Genomic DNA, 21,511 nt, shown 5'->3' on the forward strand with positions numbered 1-21,511 from the left:
GTCGCTCTCAGGCCTCGACGGCCGGACCGCCCGCGGCCGCGATCATGGTTTCGAGGCTTTCGGCAGTGACCGGACCGAGGATCTTTTCCACCACCTGGCCCTCGGGACCGATGAGATAGGTCATCGGCAGGCCCGGCGGCGTGTCGAAATCGGCGGGCGGATCGAAGGTGTCGACGATCGCGATCGGGTACACCACCGGATGCTTCTGCAGGAACGCGCGCATGTCGTCGGGCTCGATCTCCTCGTAGGCCAGCCCGATCACCTGGACGTGCTCGCGCATCGCATCGAGCGCCGAGAGCTCCGGCATTTCCTTCAGGCACGGCGCGCACCAGGTCGCCCAAAAGTTCACCACGACCCACTGGCCGCGATGTTCGGCGAGATTGAAGCGCCCACCTTCGATGGTGTCGACCTGCAGCGCAGGATGCGCTTTCGAGGCGGCCTGCGCGGGCGCGGACGCCGTCGTGGCCTGTCCGTCTGCCGGCGCGGCGGCCGCGGGCGCCGCACCGTCGGCCGGCGTCTGGGCGTCGGGTTTGCAGGCGGCGAGCAGGATGGCGAGGGCGATGCAGGCGGCGAGGCGGTTCATGCGGAAATCTCCGGGGAGTCGTAGAGGCTGCCGACCCGCCGCTTGAGCAGGTCGCGCAGCGGAATGCGCAGGTCGTCGAGCGCCGCGGACGCGGCGATCCCGAGGGCATCGTCGCGGCACGGCAGATGGGCTTCGGCGACCGGGATGCGCAGGTCGCAGGCTTCGTAGAGTTCGCCGACGGTCAGCGTGTCGAGATCGCGCCCCAGCAGCCACTCGCCGGATTCGGCACGGCGCACCAGCGCGATCTCCTCGAGCTGCGCGAGCATCTGCTGGACGAGCGTATCGGTGAGCATCGGCTCCAGCGCCTGGATCTCGTCGCTGTGCAGTCCCCGCCCCTGCACGCGCGCGGCCGAGAAGCGGCCCAGCAGGCGCAGCAGGCCGTAGAGTTCGAAGCCGCCGGGCAGGCGCATGTGCGCGGGCTGGTAGCGGAACGCCGAGATCGACGAGGCGAACGAGGCGCCGAGCAGGATCGCGACCCAGCTCAGATACACCCAGAGCAGGAAGATCGGCAGGAACGCGATCTGGCCGTAGATCTTCTCGTAGGCGTCGAAGCTGCCCAGATACAGGCCGATCGCCCACTTCACGATTTCCGACAGCATCACCGCGAGCGCCGCGCCCGCCAGCGCGTGCCGCCATTGCACGGTGCGATGCGGCACGACGCGGAAGATGGTCGTGAACGCGGCGAGCTCGATCAGCATCGGCGCCGCCCACAGCATCAGGCCGCGCAGCAGGCGTCCCGAATCGGTGCTGAAGATCTCCAGCGCGAAGAACCGCGCCGACACCGCCAGGCTCGCGGTCGCGACCAGCGCGCCGAGCGTCAGCACGGTCCAGTAGACGAGGAAGCGCCCGAATGTCGGCCGCGCCGACTTCACCCGCCAGATCCGGTTGAACGTGGTTTCCACGCTGAGCAGCGTGACCAGCACCGAGATCACCAGCGCGATCACGCCGATCGTCGTCAGCTGCCCGGTGTTGGCCGAGAGCTGCAGCAGCACCGACTCCACCGCGCGCGCCGAGTCGGGCACGAAGTTGGAGAAGATGTAGTCGCTGAGCTGGTCGCGCCACTGGCCGAACGCCGGAAAGACCGACAGCACGCCGAACACCACCATCGACAGCGGCACCAGCGCGAACACGGTGGTGAAGGCGAGTGCGCCGGCGGCTTCGAACAGGCGATCGTCGAGAAAGCGTCGCCACAGGAAGCGCGCGAAACTCAACGCGCGTGCGCGATCGACCATCCGTTCGGTCCAGCGGTTGACAGTGGCGAGTGGCTCCATCGGCGCAGCGTAGCAAAGCGCTTGCGTGCGGATGCGCGGGCTGCACGCGGGTGCGCCGGCTCGTGCCCGACATCGCGGCGCAGCCGGACGGTGTCGAGAGCGCCGCGACGTCCCGATTCCCACATGCGCGTCCCACTGCGCGAGAATGCGGACGCATGGCGCACCGCGGCTCCGCGGCCTCGACGCGACACGGGTCGACGCGCCTGCTCCCCGTTTTCGCACACAGGCGTTTCCATGCCCGACATCCTCGTCCTCTACTACAGCCGCAACGGGTCCGTGGCCCGCCTCGCAAAACAGATCGCGCGCGGCGTCGGCGAAGTCGAGGGCATGCAGGCGCGGCTGCGCACCGTGCCGCCGGTTGCGTCGATCACCCAGCAGGCGGCGCCACCGGTGCCCGAGGACGGCGCGCCCTACGTCGAGCGCGTGGACCTGGCCGAGTGCGCCGGCCTGCTGCTCGGCAGCCCGACGCGGTTCGGCAACATGGCCGCGCCGCTGAAACATTTCCTCGATGGACTCGGCGCCGAATGGGCCAGCGGCACGCTGGTCGGCAAGCCAGCCGGTGTGTTCACCTCGACCGCCACCCAGCACGGCGGCCAGGAGGCGACGCTGCTGACGATGCTGGTGCCGCTGTTGCACCACGGCTGCGTGATCGCCGGCATCCCGTACACCGAGCCGGCGCTGACGACCACGCGCGGCGGTGGCACGCCCTACGGCGCCAGCCACGTCGCCGGCCAGCAGGACGACCCGCAGCCGACCGAAGACGAGGCCGTGCTGGCGCGTGCGCTCGGCCGGCGCATCGCCACGCTCGCCGCGAAGCTCGGCGCATGAGCAACCTGCGGCCGCCCTCCACGCGCGTGCTGGCGACCTCGCTGGTGCTGATCGCGGCGCTGTATGCCGGCTGGTACCGCGACGACGCACATTTCGGCGCGGCCCTGCTGGTCTTCGTGCTGCCGCCGCTGCTGCTGCTGGCCGGCGTGCTGCTGCGCCGGCCCAGCGCGCCGTTGTGGTCGGGCATCGCGGCGCTATTCTGGTTCTCGCATGGCGTGATGTATGCCTGGTCGCACCCGGAACTCGGCCTGTGGCCGTGGGCCGGGATCGCGCTGTCGCTGGCGGTCGTGTTTTCCGCCAGCCTGCCCGGCATGCGCGCGCGCTTCTCGAAGCGCCGCTCGCCCGCGGCCTGAACGTCCAGGACGCGCAGGCCGTCGCCGCCGGTATCATGGGCGGCCCGCTTCACCGCCAGGACCGCATCACGATGGACGAGCTGCTGATCGTCACCACCGGTGGCACGATCGACAAGATCTACTTCGACGACAAGTCGGACTTCCAGGTGGGCGATCCGCAGATCGGGCGCATGCTCGAGGAACTGGGCGTCGCGTTCCGCTTCCGGGTGATTCCGATCATCCGCAAGGACTCGCTGCACATCAACGACGAGGACCGCGAGCTGATCCGCGCGACCATCGCCGCGCAGCCCGCGAAGCACGTGCTGCTCACGCACGGCACGGATTCGATGGTGGAGACCGCCAAGGTGCTGTCGTCGATCGCAGGCAAGACCATCATCCTGACCGGTGCGCTGAGCCCGGCGCGGTTCCGCGGTTCCGATGCGGAATTCAACATCGGTACCGCCGTCGGCGCCGTGCAGTCGAAGCCTCCCGGTGTCTACGTGGCGATGAACGGCCGCATCTGGGACCCGCTCAAGGTCCGCAAGAACGTCGAAGCCAACCGCTTCGAGCCCTTGGGCTGACGCTCAGTCGACCGTGGGCCCGCGCATCGGCATGTCGGTGCCGGGACCGATGGTCATGCGAGAGTCGGGTTCCGCGTACTCGACGTCGGGATCGGCATCGAGCGCATCGAGCAGGCGCCGGGCCTGGGCGGCATCGAGCGTGGGCTCGATCGACACGACATCGGCGCCGACGGCGAGCCGGCGCAGCCAGGTCACCTTGCGGGGCATGCCCTTGGCATCCATGAGACCCGCGCCGCGCGCGCTTCCGGCGATGCGATCGGCGACCAGCGTCGGATCCCGTTCCGGCGCGCTGCCGGGTACGTAGCGGACGATGAAACGCTGCTGCATGGCACTGACCTCGCTGGACGGGGTGGCGGGCGGATCGCCGCCCATCACGCAGCCCGACAGCAGCAGGCCCGTGACGAAAAACGCGGCGCCGAAGCGCCGCGCGATTTCAGGATGGCATCGAGGCATGACGGTCTCCGCGGAGCACGCGCGTGCGTGCGACACCGCATGATGCCGTCACCCCGGGCGTACCCGGGGTGAACACATCCGGCCTTACCAGGTTGCGACCAGCGACGCGCCGCTGAAGGTCGCGTACGCATTGACCAGCACGTGGTAGATCCCCGCTGCCGGATTGCTGATGGTGCAGGTCTCGGCGTTGCCGGTCGCCCACGAGCGGCAGTCGTAGGTCGCAGTGGTCGGCTGGGTGCCCGCACGGAGATAGAGATCCGCATCACCCGTGCCGCCGCTCATCGCGACCGTCAGACTGCTGGTGCCGGCCGGGATCTGGATGGTCCAGAACTGCTGGCTGCCCGTCGCACCACTCAGACCGGTGACCGGCACGCCGTTCCGCAGACCGCCGTCTCCGCCACCTTCGCTCGGCGGGTTGTGGCGCGCCTGCACGCTGACGTTGGCGAACGCGGACACGCCGGCCACCTTCACGTAGTAGGTGCCCGCCTCGACATTGGCGATACGCACCACCTCGTTGTTGCCCGGACGCTGCGAGATGAAATCGTAGGCATCGGGCTGCGGCTCTTCGTCCTGGCTGACGTACAGGGTGACGTTGCCGCTGCCGCCCGAGGTCGTGACCGACAGCGGACCACTGACGCCTTCCGGCACGGCGATGCTGTAGAGCAGCGTGTCACCCGCCGCGCCCGACTGGCCCGACACCGGCGTGCGGTTGGTCAGCTCGATCGCATCCGGCGTGAGATCGCCCACCTCCACCTGCTGGGTGCGGGTGCGGGTGTTGCCTGCGTCGTCGGTCACCGTCAGCGCGACCGAATACACGCCGGCCGCGTCGTAGGTCTTGACCGGATTCGTTTCGGTGGACGTGGTGCCGTCCCCGAACGCCCAGTCGCGGCTGACGATTTCGCCGTCGTCGGTCGAGGTATCGGTGAAGGTCACGGTGAGGGTGTCGTTGTCGACGCTGAAGTCGAAGCCGGCCACCGGCAGGCCCGGCGCGCCGCCGCCGTCGGCACCGATGGTGTCGACGAACGCATCGCCCGTGCCTGCGGCATCGAGCCAGTCGCTCAGGCGTGTGGCCGCCGTGCCGCCGCCGGTCCACGACGTGAACAGACGGCCGTACCAGTCGACGTGGTCATCGCCGGTCGTCGAACACGAGGCGTAGCCGCCATGCAGCTGGCCGATCACGCGGCCTTCGGGGCTGTAGATCGGCGAACCCGAGGAACCGCCTTCGGTGGTGCCGCGCTGGTTCCACTGCACCCACAGATGCGTGTTGCCGCTGTTGCCTAAGTAGCCCTCGACGCGCAGCGGATTGTCGGAATGGGTGATGCGCTTTTCGGCGACGCGCGGATGGTGGATGCCGGTCGCGCCCGCCGGGGCCAGATCGCGGCGATCCCAGCCCGACCAGCTCAGGTTGAATGCCGGGTCGGCGGCGTCGTCGAACTCGAGCAGGGTGAAATCGGACGGCGCGTAGGTCGCGCGGACCACCGCGCCGGTCTGGTTCTGCGCCAGGCTGCCGTCGCCGTTGGCGCCGCTCTCGGGACTGCCGGGCGTGCGGCAGGTCGAGTTCTGGTAGTTCCAGTAGACGACGATGCTGGCCGCCGCGTCGGCGGTGCCCATCTGGCAGTGGTTGGCGGTCAGGAAGTACATCTTCTGGTCGCCGGCGGTGTTGTTGACCAGCGACCCGCTGCAGTACTCGACACCGAAGCGCGTGTAGGCGCCCACGGACGGAATCTCGTCGCGGAAGTCGTCGCCGTCCGGACACACCACGTCGACGTTGCAGCTGCCCGACACACCCTTGGTCTGCGCGAGCGCGCCTTCGCGGGCGAGCCGGCCGAAGCCGAGGTAATCGTGGTTGACGCTGCGCAGGCGCAGCTTGAGGTCACCGACGCGCGCCTTCGGCACGACGACTTCGATGACCGCGTTGTCGCCCGGCACCAGCGGGGTCCACAGGCTGCCGTTCGCCTTGTTGTCGGCGGCGGTGAACGCGCGGATGGCCTCGGGGTTGGCGTTCCTGTCCAGACCTTCGGGATAGATCAGCAGGCGTGCGCCTTCGGGCAGATGGAATTCGGAGAACCCGAAGTTCAGCGACAGCGCGTCCTTCGACTCCACACGCAGGCGCCACACCAGGTTGCCGCCCGCGATCTCGTCCCAGTCACCGGCGTTGTTCGGCGTCAGGTCGACGGTGTGCGGCGTCGCGAAGCGGATCGGGCGCTGGCCCATGGCGCGGTCCTGCCGCGCGTCTTCGGCGCGCAGCCGCGCGGCGTCGACGGCCGGCATGCGCTTGAGCTCGACCGTCTGTTCGGCCGGCAGGCGGTTGTCGAATGCGGCCGGCCGCGCGTCGCGCGTTGCCGCCGCGGCAGCACCGACCGACAGCGTGCCGGCGGTGATGCAGGCGATGAGTGTCTTCATCCTGTTCTCTACCCCTCGTTGGTGACCAGAAAAAACGGAGCACACCGCGTACGGCGTGCTCCGCCGGCGGCAGGCATCACGATCACGATGCCCGCTGCCTGCCCTTTCCTCCCCCGGAACTCCCCGACCCGCCCTCAGTTGTGGCTGGCGCGCAGCGTCACTCCGGAGAACGATGTGTAGCCGCGCACCATCACGTGGTACGTGCCCGCCTGCGGCGTTGCGAACGAGCAGCTCTCGGTGTTGCCGGTGCGATACGGCCGGCAGTCGTAGGTCGACGTGGTCGGCGCACTGCCGCGGCGCACGTACAGATCGGCGTCGCCGCTGCCACCCGAGGTCGCGATGACCAGGTTGCGGGCCCCCGACGGCACGGTGAACGTCCAGGTCCGCGTGCTGCCGGCCGCACCCGACACGCCCGTGACCGGCACGCCGTTCTGCAGACCGCCGGTGCCCGGATCCGGGTCGGGGCCCGGCGTGGTGCCACCGGTTGCGGCCGCCACCGCGGCGGCAGCGTCGACGATGCCCGCGCCGATCGGCTGGGACGGCGTGGACGGGAACGCGCGCGCGGTGCTGGTCAGCAGCGTCTTGATCTGCGCCGGTGTCTTGGCCGGATTGGAGACCGCCTGGATCAGCGCGACGACGCCGGCGACGTGCGGCGCCGCCATCGAGGTGCCGTCGTAGGTCGCGTAGCTCTCGCTGCCCGGCGTGGTCTGGCCGCTGTTGAGCGTGGAGACGATGCCCGAGCCCGGCGCCGAGATCGTGATGCCGGCGCCGTAGTTCGAGAAGCTCGAACGCGCGCCGGTGCTGGTGTTCGACGCGACCGCGATGACATTGCTGCAGTTGGCCGGCGAGAAACCCGACACGTTGGCGTTGCTGTTGCCCGCGGCGATGACCAGCGTGGTGCCACGGCCGACCGCGCCGTTAATCGCGGTCTGCATCGCGTTGCCGCAGGCGCCACCGCCGCCGAGGCTGAGGTTGATCACCTCGGCGGGGTTCGCATTCGCCGGCACGCCGCTCACGGTGCCGCCCGACGCCCAGATCACCGCATCGGCGATGTCGGAGTCGTAGCCGCCACCACGTCCGAGGACGCGGACCGGAACGACCTTCGACTCGGGCGCGGTGCCCGCGACGCCGACGCCGTTGTTGGTCACCGCGGCCACCGTACCGGCCACATGGGTGCCGTGCCAGCTGGACGCGCGGCCGCCGGAGAAGTCGCCGGGATCGCTCGGGTCCGCGTCGCGGCCACCACCGTCGCCCGCCACGGTGGGATCGATGATGAAGTCGTAGCCGGGCAGGATGTTCGCGTTGAGATCGCTGTGGCTGGCGATGCCGGTGTCGAGCACCGCGACCACGGTGCCCGCGCCCTTCGTGACGTCCCAGGCCTGCGTGGCGCGAATGCCGCCGGGGCCGGTGCCGAACCCGTACTGCTGGCTGAAACGCGGGTCGTTCGGCGTCCAGAACACCTGGTTGAGCTTGTCGACTTCCACGAATTCGACGTTCGGATCGGCAGCGATCTGCCGCATCAGCGATTCGGCGTCCGCACGGTCGAGCTTGCGGCTGGTGCGCACCACGTCGGCGCCCTGCGTCATGCGCCGGACGTGTTCGAGGCGCAGCTGCTTGCCGCCACCGCTGACGGCGATCCGGCCTGCGGATGCGCGCAGCGCGGTGTCGATCGCGGCCGGATTCGCCTGCACGGCAGACCCGTCGCGGTACTTCACGATGAAGCGGTCGTGGGTGTCGGCCGATTGCAGGCCGCTGAGGTTGAGCCGCTCGGCGGCATTGACTGACAGCGGCGCGAGCGCCGCGAGCGCGAGGGACGTGGCGGCGACGAGCAGACGACGGCGCGGCGCATGACGCAGGTGATTCGACATCCGATAACCCCCAGAACCGTGAGTGGACCGCCCGCGGGCGGCAAATTGGAGACCGGCGTCGCCAGCTAAACTCCGGGCAACGCCGAGGTGATGCACATGCGGACGTGACAAAACTGACCGCAAACTGACGCTACGCGACAGCGCAACCGATCCGCAACGGTTCGAGGCGTTAATTTTCCATGAAAAAGAGCGCGTATCGTCACAAAATGACAATACGGGGCAGGCTTTCTGAACAGCGCAAAGCCTGAATGGCGCGTGGCACCGGCGTGACGTGACGCGGCTGGTGCGTCAGGACAGCGCCGTCAGGTGCGGGAATGGACACGCGCACGACGAGGCGCCGCGCGCAGCGCGGCCGGGTTCTTCGTTCGAGATCGCGTCGGGTGTTCCGGGCGCAGGGCGTGGTGCTGCCGGCGACGCGGGCCGTCGTGCAGCGGGGCCGTCAGAGCATGCCGGTCTCGAGGCGCGCGGCTTCCGACATCATCGAGCGGTTCCACGGCGGGTCGAACACGAGCTCCACATCGGCCTCGACGACCGTGGGAATCAGCTCCAGCTTGCTGCGCACGTCATCGACGAGGATGTCGCCCATGCCGCAGCCCGGCGCGGTGAGGGTCATCTTGACCTCCAGCCGGCGCTGGCCGTCGTCCGACGGCTGCACTTCCGCCTCGTAGATGAGACCAAGATCGACCACGTTGATGGGGATCTCGGGATCGAAGCAGGTGCGCAGCTGGTTCCAGACCATCCGCTCGACCGCGGCATCGTCCGCGCCGTCGGGCAGTTCCAGCGGCACCGGCGGTTCCTTGCCGATCGCATCCGCGTCACGGCCGGAGATCCGGAACAGGTTGCCTTCCACGAACAGCGTGTAGCTGCCGCCCAGTGCCTGGGTGATGTAGCCGGCGCTGCCCGCGGGCAGGGTCACGTGTTCGCCGGCCGGCACGAGGACGGCGGCGCAATCGCGCTCGAAACGGACGGGTTCGCTGCTGCGGGAGTACATAGGACCATCAGATGGTGGCCAGGGACGGCCACGACAAGTGCTGTCATTGTATCGCCGCGCGCCGGTATGCTGGCCGGCCATTTCCGCGATGCAGCCTTCCATGCCGCCAAGGCACCACCCCCAGGGCGCCCGGCGCTGGCCGATGGCGACCGCCCTGCTGCTGCTCGGCAGCTTCGGCATTGCGGCGGCCTGGATCCTGCTCGCCGACGCCCGCGGCACCCAGACCAGCTGGATGGCGGTGATCGCGGCGCTCGACGCGGCCTGGCTGCTGCGGCTGGCCCGCACCCGCCCTGGCCCGGTTCGCGCGCTGGCCGGCGTGGCGGCCACCGCACTGGCGATCGTGGTCGCCAACTTCGGCATCGTCGCCGCCCAGCTCGCGCGTCCGATGGGCATGCTGCCGTGGGAGTCGGTGCTCAAGCTCGGTCCGCATCATGCGTACACGCTGGCGTTGCTGGCCAACGCGCCGGTGGATCTGGCCTGGATCGGCGCTGCGATCGTGATCGCGGCGGTGGCATCGCGCTGAGCCGTGTGGCGGCTCAGTGGCCGCCGTCGAGCGCCTTGAGCTCGGCGACGAGCGCGCCTGCCGCCTCCGCGCCGTCGCCATAGAGCATGCGGGTGTTGTCGGCGTAGAACAGCGCATTTTCGATACCGGCGAAGCCCGTGCCCTTGCCGCGCTTGATCACCACGACATTCTTCGCCAGCACCACGTCCAGGATCGGCATGCCGTAGATCGGACTCTGCGGGTCGGTCTTCGCCACCGGGTTGACCACGTCGTTGGCGCCGATCACCAGCACCACGTCGGTGTTCGGGAACTCCGGATTGACGTCGTCCATGTCGACGATCAAATCGTAGGGCACACCGGCCTCGGCCAGCAGGACGTTCATGTGCCCGGGCATGCGCCCCGCAACAGGGTGGATCGCGAAGCGCACCTTGACCCCGCGTTCGATCAGCCGCTGGCTCAGTTCCCAGATCTTGTGCTGCGCCTGGGCCACGGCCATGCCGTAGCCCGGCACGATCACCACCCGCTCCGCGTACGCCATCAGCGCGGCGACGTCCGCCGCCTCGATCGGTTTCTGGCTGCCTTCGATCGCCGCCGCGGTGCCGCCGCCGCTGAAGCTCGAGAACAGCACGCTGGAGATCGAGCGGTTCATCGCCTTGGCCATCAGCCGGGTGAGCAGCATGCCGGCCGCGCCGACCATGGTGCCGGCGATGATCAGCGCCTCGTTGCCCAGCACATAGCCTTCGAACGCGACCGCGAGCCCGGTCAGCGCGTTGTAGAGCGAAATCACGACCGGCATGTCGGCGCCGCCGATCGGCAATGTCATCAGCACGCCCAGCGCGAGTGCCAGCACGAAGAACACCACAATCGCCGGCACGCCCAGCGCATGCACGATCAGGCCGCCGGCGATCAGCGCGCCGACGAACACCGCCAGATTGAAGAGCTGCTGCCCCGGGAACACGTAGCGCTTGTCCATGCGCCCGTCGAGCTTGGCCCAGGCGATGACCGAGCCCGACAACGCGATCGCGCCGATCAGGGCGCCCAGCACGGCCAGCACCAGCGACAACGTTGCCGGCGCCTCGCCGGACGACGACCAGCGCAGCAGTTCGACCGCGCCGATCGCCGCCGCCGAGCCGCCGCCCAGGCCGTTGTAGAGCGCGACCATCTGCGGCATGTCGGTGATCGCCACCTTCTTGCCGGAGATCCACGCGAGCCCGGTGCCGAGCGCGATCGCCACCAGCATCAGGCCGAGATTCGCGAGCCCCGGCACGAAGAACGTGGCCACCGTCGCCAGCACCATGCCGACGCCGGCCCACTGGATGCCCGAACGCGCGGTCCGCGGTGAGGCCATGCGCTGCAGGCCCAGCAGAAACAGCGTGGCAGCGATGAAATAGCTTGCAGCCACGAGCCACTGCAGGCCGCTCATGCGATGCACCCTGCGTGCGAACCCGTCTGCGCGCCGAAGGCCATCACTCGGGCTTCCCCGGACGGCCGGAAGGCTTGAACATCTCCAGCATCCGCTCCGTCACGACGTAGCCACCGGCGGCGTTGCCGGCGCCCATCAACACGGCGATGAAGCCGATCACTTTCTCCAGCGTGGTCTCGGCGTGGCCGAGCACCAGCATTGCACCGATCAGCACGATGCCGTGGATGAAGTTCGAACCCGACATCAGCGGGGTGTGCAGGATCACCGGCACCCGCGAGATGATCACGTGGCCGGCGATCGCCGCCAGCATGAAGATGTACAGCGCCACGACACCATCGATCATCGCGAGTCCCCGTGCCTGTCGTCCGCATCATAACCGCCGTTGAACGGCGCGCCAGCGGCACGCCGCCGGGCCACGTCAACCGCCGGGGCCGACATGCGTTGACCTGTGCACACCCCGCCACTGGCGACGACCCTGACAATGGATGGCAGCCACTTCCCAGACTCACGAGCGCACCGCGCTCACGGTAGGCTTGGCGACGTGACCGACTCCTCTGTCGCGGCCGACGCCGCCCGCCCTGCCCCGCCCACATCGCTGGAAGGCTTTCTCGCCAGTGTGGAGCGCCGCGCCTTCCGCTTTGCCGAGCTCGGCCTGCGGCATCGCGACGACGCCTTGGACGCGGTCCAGGACACGATGATCAAGATGCTCGGCTATCGCGACCGACCGCCAACGGAATGGACACCGCTGTTCTGGACCGTCCTGCGCAGCCGGATCATCGACGTGCAACGGCGCCGCACGTTCCGCCTGAGCTGGCTCAGCGATGCGCGCATGCCGGACGGCGAGGAGATCGACTGGGCCGACACCGGTCCCGACCCGGCCCGCAACCACGATGGCCGCGAGGCCTGGGGACGATTGGCGGAAGGCCTGCGGCAATTGCCGCGACGCCAGCGCGAAGCATTTTCGCTGCGCGTGCTCGAAGAATTCGATGTCGAAACCACCGCCCGCATCATGGGATGCGGCGAAGGTTCGGTGAAAACCCATCTGTTCCGCGCCCGCGAGGCGCTGCAGAAACACCTGGAGGAATTCCGATGAACCGGTCGCACGACCCGCACGACGATGCCGCCCTGCGCGCGCTCTATCGTCAGGCGCAGGACACGATCACGCCCGCGACCACCGCGCGCCTGCATCGCGCGCGCCATGACGCCGTCCAGGGCGCCGGATCCGGGCATCGCCGCTGGGGCCTGCCGCTGGCGACCGGCTTCGCCGCACTCTGTGCCTTGGCCATCGGCGCGCGCATGCTGATGCCGGGCACCGAAACGCCATCATCGACCCCGATGCCGGTGCTCGCGGCAGCCGAATCGGCCGCGCATCTCGACGAAGGTGTCGACGAAGCGCTGGCCGGATACGACGAATCGCCCGATTTCTACCGTTGGCTCGCCGCCAATGAATCCACCCTCATCGCCGCGGAATGACCATGTCCCCGTTCCTGACCCGTCCCGTTCTTCTTGCCGTCGTGCTGCCCGTGGTGCTCCTGTGCGGCCACGCCGCGCGCGCGCAGTCCACGCCAACGCCCGCCTGGGATCAGCTCACGCCCGCGCAGCGCGACCAGCTGATCGGCCCGGTGCGTGAGCGCTGGAACGGCGCCAGCGCCGAGGAGCGCGCACGTATCCTCGAGCACGCACGACGCTGGCAGGCGATGACGCCGGCCGAGCGCGCCGAGGCGCGTCACGGCATGCACAGCTGGAAGCAGTTGCCACCCGAGCAGCGCGAGGAAGCACGCGCGCTCTACACCAAACTGCGCACGTTGCCGGACGCCGAGCGCGAAGCCCTGCGCGAGCGCTGGAAGCAGATGACGCCCGAACAGCGTCGCCGATGGGCCGCGGAGAACCCGGCGCCGCCGCGTCGCGAGTCGCGCGGTCCCTGATCGAGGACGGCAACCGCCCCCCTGGCAGAAGTCGAGACGGTGAACGGCCTCGGCGACCGGCAGGTCTGCCCGGCCACGAGCGCTGCGCTCAGCCCGCGGGGGCGCCTTCAACCGGGCGCGCCGGCCACACGGTGTTTGCGAGCAGTTCGTCGCCCCAGTCCGGGGCCAGCGCGCCGTCGACCAGCAGCAGCTGGACGAAGTTGAGGACGTTGCGCGCGAACATTTCGCTGGCATGCGTGGCGCCCATGGACGCGAGATCCAGCGGACCCGCGACGATGACGCCGCCGATGTCGACCGTCTGGCCCGGCTGCGTCGCCTCGCAGTTGCCGCCGCTCTCCGCCGCGAGATCGACGATCACGCTGCCCGACCGCATGCCGGCCACCATGTCCGCGGTGACGATCTTCGGCGCAGGGCGTCCGGGCACCGCGGCCGTGCAGACCACGACGTCGATGCCCTTGAGGTGATCGCCGAGCCGTCGCTGCTGTTCGGCGCGCTCGTCGTCGGTCAGCGCACGTGCGTAGCCGCCCTCGCCTGCGGCGCTGACGCCGAGATCGAGGAAGCGGCCACCCAGCGATTCGATCTGCTCGCGTGTCTCCGGCCGCACGTCGAAGCCTTCGACCTGTGCGCCGAGGCGCTTCGCCGTCGCGACCGCCTGCAGGCCGGCGACGCCGGCGCCGACGACCAGCACCTTCGACGGCCGGATCGTGCCGGCGGCGGTCGTCAGCATCGGGAAGAACCGCGGCGCGAGTTGCGCGCCGATCAGCACCGCCTTGTAGCCCGCCATGCCGGCCTGGGAACTCAGCACGTCCATCGACTGCGCGCGCGTCGTGCGCGGCAGGCGTTCGAGCGGAAACGCGACCAGTCCCCGCGCGACGATCGTCTCGCCGCGCTCGCGATCGGCCTCGGGCTGCAGCACGCCGACCAGGGCCGCGCCCGGATCGAGCCACTGCAGACGGCTCACGTCCGGCGGCCGCACGCACAACGCGACCGCCGCGCCCGAAAGCGCGGCGCGCGCATCGTCGACCAGGGTCGCCCCGGCGTCGGCATACGACGCATCGGAAAAATGGGCGGCGCGTCCGAGCCCGCGCTCGACGCGCACCCGGGCGCCGGCTGCCACGAGCTTCTTGCAGGTCTCCGGCGTCAGCGCCACGCGCTGTTCGCCTGCCGCGGTTTCACGCGCCACGCCGATCATCACCGACATCGACCTCGTCCTCGCCCTGGAGTCGACCTCATCCTAGGGCATGTCGCCGCTCGCGGCGCATCGCTGCCTTGGTGTCCCGGCTCGCTCAGCCCGCGCCCGCCTGCTTGGCCAGTGTCGCCAGCGCCTGCGACACCGCGCCCCCGCCAGGACGGGCCTGCAGTTGCCCCGCGTCGATCATCGCGTGCAGGTCCGCCGGCATCAGCAGCCATTCGCGCGCGCCCGTCGCATTGACCAGCAGACAGGCGCCGCTGAGCGAACTGCGCCAGGCCAGCCGCAGGGTGCGCGCCGCGCCGGCGCCGGCGGGCTGCATGAAACGCTGTCCTTCGGCGAAGGTGGTGTCGGCGAGCCCGGCCTGCGGATCGGCATCGTCCGGCAACAACGGCGCGTCCTCGTCGGCCGGCGGCGTCGACGCATGCACCTGCCGGGCCGTGGGGCTGGCATGTTCGGCGACCAGACCCGCCAGGCGCGCCTCGGTGGCAGCGGCATCATCGCCGGACTGCGCGCAACAGTCGCGCAGGGCGGGCAGGATGCCGAGCAGGCGATCGGCGACCGCACTGCCGCCGTCGCTCGCCGCCAGGCCGTCGGATTCGACCAGTGCGTCGCCGAGCGACAGCACTTCGCGGTAGCGATCGGATGTCTCGCCATCGCGCAGCCACGACTGCGCGAGTGCGCGGCGCCATTCGACATCGAGAAAGCCGGCGACCGACGGCAGCAACTGACGCCCGTCGAGGCGACGCGCCAGCTCCAGACGCGCCCGGCGCCGGGCCGCATCCAGTCGCTCGCGACCGCGCAGGGCCTGCCAGGTGCGACGCTCCACCGCCTCGGCGCGACGCCGGTGCGCAGCGAGCGCACCGTCGATCTGCGCCAGCTGGGCGGGAAACACCCGGCCATCGCCATGTGGACTGTCGAGCACCGCGTCGGCCACGCGATCGGCGAGCAGTTGCTGTTCGATCGACTGCGGATCCTCCGAATCGACGCCGTCCCAGAGTTCCACCAGCGCCGACAGCAGCTGCATCGCAGGCGGCGACGAGGGCTCGAACAGATGCGCATCCTCGATCGCGAGATGCAGCCAGACCACCGAAAGCAGCGCCAAACGCTCGCGTGCGTCAGGCGCGAGCTGGTGGCGGGCGACGAGCAGGTCGAACAACGCGCCGACCAGAATCAGCGCCTCGTCCTGCTCGCCGTCGAATGCGACCGTCTTTCGATCGATGCCGAGACCGGAGGCGACTGCATACAGGCCCTCGCGCAAGCGGACTGCATGGCCTTCACCCGACGGCAGGCTGCGCTCGGACTGCAGCAGCGCCAGCGTGGACAGGAATTCGTCGCGACGGAAACTGCGTTCGGCGGCATCCAGTTCCGCGCGGCGCGCGTCGCGCTGGCGGCGCGCGTGCCGACGCAGCAGGTTGCCGCGCGGCGCGTCGGCATGTGCGGCCGGCGTCACACCGGCGCCGGATCGCACCACCGCATTGCCCTGCTCCCAGATCCGGGTCTTGTTGGCGGGCAGCGCGTCGGTCGAGCCGGCGAGGCCCGCGATGAGCGTCGCATGATCGCTGTCGCCCGCCAGGGCGCAGCCGGCTTCAGCCAGACGCGTATTGCACCAGGCGTAGAGCCCACCCAATTCGGCATCGAGCAGGGCTTCATGCCGGCGCAGCAGCGACGTGCGCAAGCGACGCCCGCAGTCGCCGGCCTGGAAGGCGCGCAGGAAACAGTCGACCAGAAACCGCGCCGCCAGGGGGTTGGAAGGGCGCCCGCGATACTCCAAGCGGCCAGCCAGCGTGTGCAGACGACGGTCGATGATGTCTCGCATGCTTTCGAAGCGGCGGTCCAGCGCTTCGGCCACCGGCTGGCCGATCAGCTGCGCCTGCAGTTCGTCGTCCGACAGCAGCGAGAACGCACTGCGTGCATGGGTGAGCGGCGGCTCGGGCCAGGCGGCAAACACCTCGCCCATCGCCTTCTGCCAGCGATGCTCATGCTGGATCAGTTCGGCGGCGAGCACGGTCAGACTGGTGAGGTCTTCCGCATCGTCGTCGCGTCCTGCGGCATCGGGGCTCGCTTCGTCGGCGACGCGCTGCAGCCGCGTCCGTTCCGCACGCAAGGCCTCGCCGAGCAATGGCAGCAGGCGCGCGGTCGCCTCGCGGCGGATGCCTTCCATCAACTGCGCAGGCGCTTCCGCCCGTGATACGTCGCCCGGCCCCTGTGTCGACACGGGCATCGCGCCCACTCCGTCCCTCGAATGATCGCGGGACAATAACGCAAGCGTTGTCGAGGCGTCTTAACGCCAAGCCGCAACAGTCACGCGGTCGCCGCGTCGCTCGCGGCGTCGTTGGCGGCGTTGAGCTGCTGCCACAGCTGTTTCATCGCCTCGTCGAAGGGGGCATCGACGGCGCGCACCACCGCACGTCCGGCGCCGACCAGCGCGGCCAGTTCCTCCGGCGACACCACCATCCGGCGGATGCCGCGGCGGTTCACGATCAGCAACCGCTGGGTGAGCGGACTGATCCACGCGACGCGCGCGGCGGACTCGCGGCCGGTGTCGTCGACCAGGCGCAGCCACTGGCCGACGCGCAACTGGCGCATGCGCGCCGCGATCGTGGGATCGAATGTCAATGCGTCATGGCCACCCGCGAGACGCAGGGCGGGATCGGGCGCGTCGTCCTCGACTTCCGAAGACTGTGGGGCGTGCACGCTGCGCGGCGTATCCGGCATTGCCAGCGCGGCGATGATCCGCGCCACCGCATCGCGCGCAGCGCCGGCATCGAGACCGCAACTGGAATAGCACTCGGCCAGCGGCACCTGCAGCGCGAGCAGCTCGTCGGCGACGGCGGCGCCCAATGCGTGCGCGGCGTCGAAGTCGACCTGGACCATCGCGTCGCCGATGCCGATCGCGGTGAGATGCCGCGCGGAATCCGGGCCTTCGCGCAGCCAGGTCTGGGTGAGGTGGTGCCGCCAGTGGCGATCGAGGAAGAACGCCACCGCGGCCGTCAGCCTGCGCCCGGACAACCGCGAGGCGACCATGTCGTCGACGCTGCGACGCGCCTGCTGCAACCGCTCGCGGCCGTGGATCGACTCGGCCGCGCGGCGTTCGGCGACATCCGCGCGCCGGCGTTGCTGGTCGAGCCGTTCGCGCAGTTCGCCGGCGGCCAGTTCGAACACCGCCTGGTCGCTCTCGTACTCGTCCACGACCCGGTCGACAACGCGACCGGCCTGGTCGAGCAGGTCACGATCCTGGGGCGTGTCGCCGACATTGCCGTCGCAGGCCTCGGTGACCGCGTCCAGCAGCCGGCGCGCGGGGTGGGCGCGCTGGTTGAACATCGAGTCGTCGGTCAGCGCGACCTTGAGATAGGGCATGACCAGCCGGCCATAGATGTCACGCGCCTGCTGCAGCAGATCGTTGGCGTCGAACAGCGACTGGAACAGGATGCCGATCAGATCGATCGCGTCCTGGTCCTCGCGGCGCATCGGCGTCTGTTCGGGGTCCACGCCCAGCTCGCGCAGGCCGCGCAGGAGCTCGTCCCGGATCACGTCGCCCAGACGACGGCGGTCGTCACCGACCAGCGCCCGCGCGAATGGCGCGGGATCGTCGCCCTGCAGCATCCGGGCGACGCTGAGCAGTTGTGACATGCCCAGCACCGGTCCGCCGGCGCCATCGGCGCCGGTATCCGTCGGCGTGTCGTGTGCACGGCGCTCGCGCCACTGGTGCAGCTGTTCGCGCACGAGGTCGCGGTATCCGCGCGGTGCGCTCTGACCGGCGTGTGGATGGCCGTGCGCGGCCAGGACATCCATCAGGCCCGACGAAAGCGGTCCATAGCCGGCGACGTCCGTCTCGGCCGCGTTCGTCGCGGTAGATTCGGCGTGGGCCACCACGCCGCCTTCGGGCACCCAGCTGTCGCCGGCGGGCTCGCGATGCGCGGCACGCGCCGGCGCCACCGCGTGCGCGGCGGGTCGCGCCGACGCCTGCGGCGTCACCGCACCCGGACCGATCCCGGCCGCATCCATGGATGCGTTGGCCTTGGCGTAGACCTCGGCCAGAATGCCCGGCAGGCGCTTGTCGAACTGGTTGAACACCATGGTCCGCAGGCCGGCCGGTAGTTCGTCGGCCTTGAACAGCCGCATGAACGCCATGACCGGGACTTCCGGACGCAAGGGGTTGGCGTGCACGCCCTCGATTCCGAGACGGGTCGCCAGGGCGTCGAGCCGATCGGCGAGCGCAGCGAGCGGATGCAGGAACTGGTGATCCATCAGCTCCACGATCTGCTGCGCGGCCAACTGGACCTCCAACTCGCCTTCCGACATCAACGACAGTCCGTCGGCGACCGGCGGCGCAGGGCGATCGGCCAGCCACTGGTCGAATTCGGTTTCGATGGTCTTGCGGAAGCGGGTCGCGAGTTCCAGTGCGCGCTGGCTCAGATCGAGCACGGCCATGCGCTCTTCCTGCGCGACCATGTAGTCGTGGCGTGCGATCGCAGCCAGCCGGACCTGCTCTTCGATGGCGCTCCAGAAGCCTGACAACACCCCGCCCAGCGCGGTCACCGCGTCATGCCGCAGCGTTTCGAGGACGCGCGCGGCGTCGCGGGCGGGCCCCGCGCGCACGCCGGAGGCGGCGCCGATGTCGTGGTGATGCGTCATTTGAAGGAGAATCGGGGGAAGGGCAGACTGCCCCGTACATAAGATTCCCGAACCCCCACGGCAGGTCTGTGACCATCTCCGCAAATACTGAACACGAGGCGCTGTCCGCGCTCGACGCACGTCGCTCCATCCCCGCCAAGCAGCTCGGCGCCCCCGGACCGGATGACGCCACGCTGTTGCGCATGTTGCGTTCGGCTTCGCGCGTGCCCGACCACGGCAAGCGCGTGCCGTTCCGGTTCCTGCGCATCGCCGGCGAGGATCGCGACGCGCTCGGCGAACGGCTCGCGGCGCGCTCGCGCGAACGCGATCCGGACATCGGCGAAGGCGCGCTGGACAAGGACCGCCGGCGCTTTTCGCACGCGCCGCTGGTGATCGTCGTGGTCGCTGTGCTCGACCCCGCGGATGCCAAGATCCCGGAGGTCGAGCGGCTGCTCACCGCGGGCAGCGTCTGCTTCGCATTGCTGCAGGCTGCGCAGGCACTGGGCTTCGGCGCGTCCTGGCTGACCGGTTGGCCGGCCTACGATGCCGAGAGTCTCGCCCTGCTCGGGCTCGGTCCCAACGAGCGCGTCGCCGGCTTCATCCATATCGGCACGCCGCGGATCGACGCGCCGGAGCGCGACCGGCCGGATCCGGCCGCGTTGCTGAGCGACTGGCACGCGCCGTGACCCTGCCGCCGCAGGCACTGCAGGCGACGCCGGCGCCGCCCACCGCGCCGCTGTATCTGGTCGATGCCAGCCTCTACGTGTTCCGCGCCTGGCATTCGATGCCCGACGAGTTCCGCGATGCCGAGGGCTGGCCGACCAATGCCGTACACGGCTTCGCGCGCTTTCTCGCCGAGCTTGTCGAGCGGGCGAACCCGCAGTACATCGCGGTCGCGTTCGACGAAGCGCTCGACAGCTGCTTCCGCAACCGCCTCTACCCGGCCTACAAGGCCAACCGTCCACCCGCGCCCGACGAACTGCGCCGTCAGTTCGCGCACTGCAAGGCGCTGTGCCGCGCGCTCGGTTTCGTGGTGCTCGCCGATACCGAGTACGAAGCCGACGATCTGATCGGCAGCGCGCTCGTGGCCGGGCGCGCGCGCGCGCATCACGGCGTCATCGTCTCGGCCGACAAGGACCTGTCGCAGCTGCTCGAAGGCGCCGACGAGCAGTGGGACTACGCGCGCGGCGTGCGCTGGACTGCGGCCGGGGTGCGCGACCGTCATGGCGTCGAAGCGCACCAGATCGCCGATTACCTCGCGCTGTGCGGCGACGCGGTCGACAACATTCCCGGCGTGCCCGGCATCGGCAGCAAGACCGCGGCGAGTCTGCTGCACCACTTCCGTACGCTCGACGCGCTGCTGGAACGCAGCGACGAGATCCAGTTTCTGCGCTTCCGCGGCGCCGGACAGGTCGGGCCGAAGTTGCGGCAGCATGCCGACGCTGCACGCCTGTACCGCCAGCTGACGACGATCGCTTGTGATGCGCCGCTGGGCGAAGGTGCGACCGGGTTCGCACGCCGCAACGGCGACGCTGGGGCGTTGCACGCGCTCTGCGAATCCCTGCGGTTCGGACCGCTGACGCGCCGCCGTCTGCACGCCGTCGCCGGCCTGGACTACGCGCCGCCCGCGCTGGCCTAGAGCGCTGTCGATCGTCACGGCCGCGCGTTAGCATCGGCGCATGACGAATCCATCGATGCGCGACACCACCGAAGTCCTCTACCAGGGCGACTGGCTCCGACTGGTTCGCCACGGCACGTGGGAGGCCTGCGAACGTACGCACGGCGGCAACGGCATGGCCGTGCTGGTGATCGCGGTGACGCCCGACGACGAGGTGCTGTTCGTCGAGCAGTACCGCGTGCCGCTGGGCGCCCGCACGATCGAAATGCCGGCCGGCCTGGTCGGCGATGGCGGCTCCACCGATTCACTGGAAGACGCCGCGCGCCGCGAACTGATCGAGGAGACCGGCTGGTCCGCCGGTCGCGTCGACGTGCTGCTGACCGGCCCGACCACCGCCGGCATGAGCAACGAGCGCGTCGCGTTCGTCCGGGCGCGCGAGCTGACGCGCGTCGGCGACGGCGGCGGCGTCGATGACGAAGCGATCATCGTCCACACCGTGCCCCGCGCGACCGCGCCGGCGTGGCTGATGCGCAAGCACGCGGAAGGCTTCGAACTCGACCTCAAGCTCTGGGCCGGGCTGTGGATGGTGGACTTCAATCCGGACGGTTCACCCGCGGATTGAGCGGGTCGCCGGCACGGGCGCGAGTCCTCAGGCCTTTTTGACGAACTCCGTCCGCAGCACCAGGCCCTTCACCTTCTCGACGTTGCATTCGATCAGGTCCGGGTCGTCGGTCAGGCGGATGTGCTTGGCCAGCGTGCCGCGCTTGAGCGTGACGCTGGTGCCCTTGACCTTGAGGTCCTTGATCACGGTGACCGCATCACCGTCGGCGAGGCGGGTGCCGTTGCTGTCCCTGACCACGCGCTCTTCTTCAGACATCGGTATTTCCTGCGCGCGACGGGCCTGCCGTCGCGCAACGAGATGGGAGA

At 69.8% G+C, this 21,511-nt stretch carries 21 protein-coding genes and 1 pseudogene; 10 read left to right on the forward strand and 12 right to left on the reverse strand.

Annotation, left to right across the window (positions count from 1 at the left end):
• Positions 1 to 7: 7 nt before the first annotated feature.
• Positions 8 to 583 (reverse strand): TlpA disulfide reductase family protein, encoded by a 576-nt coding sequence (locus CURTO8I2_RS07375; protein ID WP_159679949.1) that lies wholly within the window; start codon positions 581 to 583, stop codon positions 8 to 10.
• Positions 580 to 1,854: a YihY family inner membrane protein gene (locus tag CURTO8I2_RS07380; RefSeq protein ID WP_159679951.1), complete on the reverse strand. Its 1,275-nt coding sequence runs from the start codon at positions 1,852 to 1,854 to the stop codon at positions 580 to 582. Before CURTO8I2_RS07380 ends, CURTO8I2_RS07375 begins: the two co-directional genes overlap by 4 nt.
• A gap of 234 nt (positions 1,855 to 2,088) precedes the next feature.
• Between CURTO8I2_RS07380 and wrbA the strand changes: the two genes are divergently transcribed.
• The 3 genes from wrbA to CURTO8I2_RS07395 all read left to right on the forward strand — a co-directional run bounded on the left by wrbA (position 2,089) and on the right by CURTO8I2_RS07395 (position 3,595).
• A complete protein-coding gene (wrbA, locus tag CURTO8I2_RS07385) occupies positions 2,089 to 2,682 on the forward strand; it encodes an NAD(P)H:quinone oxidoreductase (RefSeq protein ID WP_159679953.1) in 594 nt (197 codons plus the stop codon).
• Positions 2,679 to 3,035, forward strand: a complete 357-nt coding sequence (locus tag CURTO8I2_RS07390) for a DUF2069 domain-containing protein (protein WP_201295488.1) — start codon at positions 2,679 to 2,681, stop codon at positions 3,033 to 3,035. The genes wrbA and CURTO8I2_RS07390 overlap by 4 nt, the downstream gene beginning before the upstream one ends.
• Positions 3,036 to 3,106: 71 nt before the next feature.
• Positions 3,107 to 3,595, forward strand: coding sequence for an asparaginase domain-containing protein (locus CURTO8I2_RS07395; RefSeq protein WP_159679955.1), 489 nt, complete (start codon positions 3,107 to 3,109; stop codon positions 3,593 to 3,595).
• 3 nt (positions 3,596 to 3,598) lie between these two features.
• On the opposite strand, the gene CURTO8I2_RS07400 is transcribed toward CURTO8I2_RS07395, so the two are convergent.
• From CURTO8I2_RS07400 to sufT, 4 genes are all read right to left on the reverse strand, one after another.
• Positions 3,599 to 4,048, reverse strand: coding sequence for a hypothetical protein (locus tag CURTO8I2_RS07400; protein ID WP_159679957.1), 450 nt, complete (start codon positions 4,046 to 4,048; stop codon positions 3,599 to 3,601).
• An 84-nt stretch (positions 4,049 to 4,132) separates the two neighbouring features.
• Entirely contained in the window at positions 4,133 to 6,451 is a 2,319-nt protein-coding gene (locus CURTO8I2_RS07405; protein WP_159679959.1) for a pre-peptidase C-terminal domain-containing protein, read from the reverse strand.
• Between the two features lie 134 nt (positions 6,452 to 6,585).
• Entirely contained in the window at positions 6,586 to 8,319 is a 1,734-nt protein-coding gene (locus CURTO8I2_RS07410; protein WP_159679961.1) for a S8 family peptidase, read from the reverse strand.
• Between the two features lie 439 nt (positions 8,320 to 8,758).
• Positions 8,759 to 9,310 (reverse strand): putative Fe-S cluster assembly protein SufT, encoded by a 552-nt coding sequence (sufT, locus tag CURTO8I2_RS07415; protein WP_159679963.1) that lies wholly within the window; start codon positions 9,308 to 9,310, stop codon positions 8,759 to 8,761.
• A 142-nt stretch (positions 9,311 to 9,452) separates the two neighbouring features.
• On the opposite strand from sufT, the gene CURTO8I2_RS07420 reads away from it, so the two are divergent.
• Positions 9,453 to 9,833, forward strand: a complete 381-nt coding sequence (locus CURTO8I2_RS07420; RefSeq protein WP_159679965.1) for a hypothetical protein — start codon at positions 9,453 to 9,455, stop codon at positions 9,831 to 9,833.
• A gap of 13 nt (positions 9,834 to 9,846) precedes the next feature.
• Here CURTO8I2_RS07420 and CURTO8I2_RS07425 read toward each other — a convergent pair whose 3' ends face one another.
• Together CURTO8I2_RS07425 and CURTO8I2_RS07430 are read right to left on the reverse strand one after the other, a co-directional pair.
• The gene (locus CURTO8I2_RS07425) at positions 9,847 to 11,235 is read right to left on the reverse strand and encodes an NAD(P)(+) transhydrogenase (Re/Si-specific) subunit beta (protein ID WP_159679967.1); all 1,389 of its coding nucleotides are present in this window, start codon (positions 11,233 to 11,235) and stop codon (positions 9,847 to 9,849) included.
• A 43-nt stretch (positions 11,236 to 11,278) separates the two neighbouring features.
• On the reverse strand, positions 11,279 to 11,578 hold the full coding sequence (locus tag CURTO8I2_RS07430; RefSeq protein ID WP_159679969.1) for an NAD(P) transhydrogenase subunit alpha: 300 nt from the start codon (positions 11,576 to 11,578) through the stop codon (positions 11,279 to 11,281).
• A gap of 138 nt (positions 11,579 to 11,716) precedes the next feature.
• Between CURTO8I2_RS07430 and CURTO8I2_RS07435 the strand changes: the two genes are divergently transcribed.
• Genes CURTO8I2_RS07435 through CURTO8I2_RS07445 form a run of 3 tightly spaced genes read left to right on the forward strand, consistent with a single transcriptional unit; the run spans position 11,717 to position 13,160 of the window.
• Positions 11,717 to 12,328: an RNA polymerase sigma factor gene (locus CURTO8I2_RS07435; protein ID WP_159679971.1), complete on the forward strand. Its 612-nt coding sequence runs from the start codon at positions 11,717 to 11,719 to the stop codon at positions 12,326 to 12,328.
• Positions 12,325 to 12,708, forward strand: a complete 384-nt coding sequence (locus tag CURTO8I2_RS07440) for a hypothetical protein (protein ID WP_159679973.1) — start codon at positions 12,325 to 12,327, stop codon at positions 12,706 to 12,708. The genes CURTO8I2_RS07435 and CURTO8I2_RS07440 overlap by 4 nt, the downstream gene beginning before the upstream one ends.
• 2 nt (positions 12,709 to 12,710) lie before the next feature.
• On the forward strand, positions 12,711 to 13,160 hold the full coding sequence (locus CURTO8I2_RS07445) for a DUF3106 domain-containing protein (RefSeq protein WP_159679975.1): 450 nt from the start codon (positions 12,711 to 12,713) through the stop codon (positions 13,158 to 13,160).
• 88 nt (positions 13,161 to 13,248) lie between these two features.
• Here the strand turns inward: CURTO8I2_RS07445 and CURTO8I2_RS07450 are convergent, their stop codons facing one another.
• From CURTO8I2_RS07450 to CURTO8I2_RS07460, 3 genes are all read right to left on the reverse strand, one after another.
• Positions 13,249 to 14,361 (reverse strand): NAD(P) transhydrogenase subunit alpha, encoded by a 1,113-nt coding sequence (locus CURTO8I2_RS07450; protein ID WP_159679977.1) that lies wholly within the window; start codon positions 14,359 to 14,361, stop codon positions 13,249 to 13,251.
• An 85-nt stretch (positions 14,362 to 14,446) separates the two neighbouring features.
• Positions 14,447 to 16,573: a DUF1631 family protein gene (locus tag CURTO8I2_RS07455; RefSeq protein ID WP_159679979.1), complete on the reverse strand. Its 2,127-nt coding sequence runs from the start codon at positions 16,571 to 16,573 to the stop codon at positions 14,447 to 14,449.
• Between the two features lie 80 nt (positions 16,574 to 16,653).
• On the reverse strand, positions 16,654 to 18,987 hold the full coding sequence (locus CURTO8I2_RS07460) for a DUF1631 family protein (protein ID WP_159679980.1): 2,334 nt from the start codon (positions 18,985 to 18,987) through the stop codon (positions 16,654 to 16,656).
• A gap of 68 nt (positions 18,988 to 19,055) precedes the next feature.
• Between CURTO8I2_RS07460 and CURTO8I2_RS07465 the strand changes: the two genes are divergently transcribed.
• The 3 genes from CURTO8I2_RS07465 to CURTO8I2_RS07475 are packed head-to-tail and all read left to right on the forward strand — an operon-like array spanning position 19,056 to position 21,206.
• A complete protein-coding gene (locus CURTO8I2_RS07465; protein WP_159679982.1) occupies positions 19,056 to 19,652 on the forward strand; it encodes a nitroreductase in 597 nt (198 codons plus the stop codon).
• Complete coding sequence (locus CURTO8I2_RS07470; RefSeq protein ID WP_236551030.1) at positions 19,649 to 20,605, forward strand: 5'-3' exonuclease H3TH domain-containing protein; 957 nt, start codon at positions 19,649 to 19,651, stop codon at positions 20,603 to 20,605. The genes CURTO8I2_RS07465 and CURTO8I2_RS07470 overlap by 4 nt, the downstream gene beginning before the upstream one ends.
• Positions 20,606 to 20,645: 40 nt before the next feature.
• On the forward strand, positions 20,646 to 21,206 hold the full coding sequence (locus CURTO8I2_RS07475; RefSeq protein WP_236551031.1) for an NUDIX hydrolase: 561 nt from the start codon (positions 20,646 to 20,648) through the stop codon (positions 21,204 to 21,206).
• A 27-nt stretch (positions 21,207 to 21,233) separates the two neighbouring features.
• On the opposite strand, the pseudogene CURTO8I2_RS07480 reads toward CURTO8I2_RS07475, so the two are convergent.
• Positions 21,234 to 21,443: pseudogene (locus tag CURTO8I2_RS07480) on the reverse strand (alkylphosphonate utilization protein); the annotation flags it as partial.
• Between the last annotated feature and the right edge of the window lie 68 nt (positions 21,444 to 21,511).

Source organism: Luteimonas sp. 9C, from assembly GCF_902506295.1.
Lineage (GTDB): Bacteria > Pseudomonadota > Gammaproteobacteria > Xanthomonadales > Xanthomonadaceae > Luteimonas.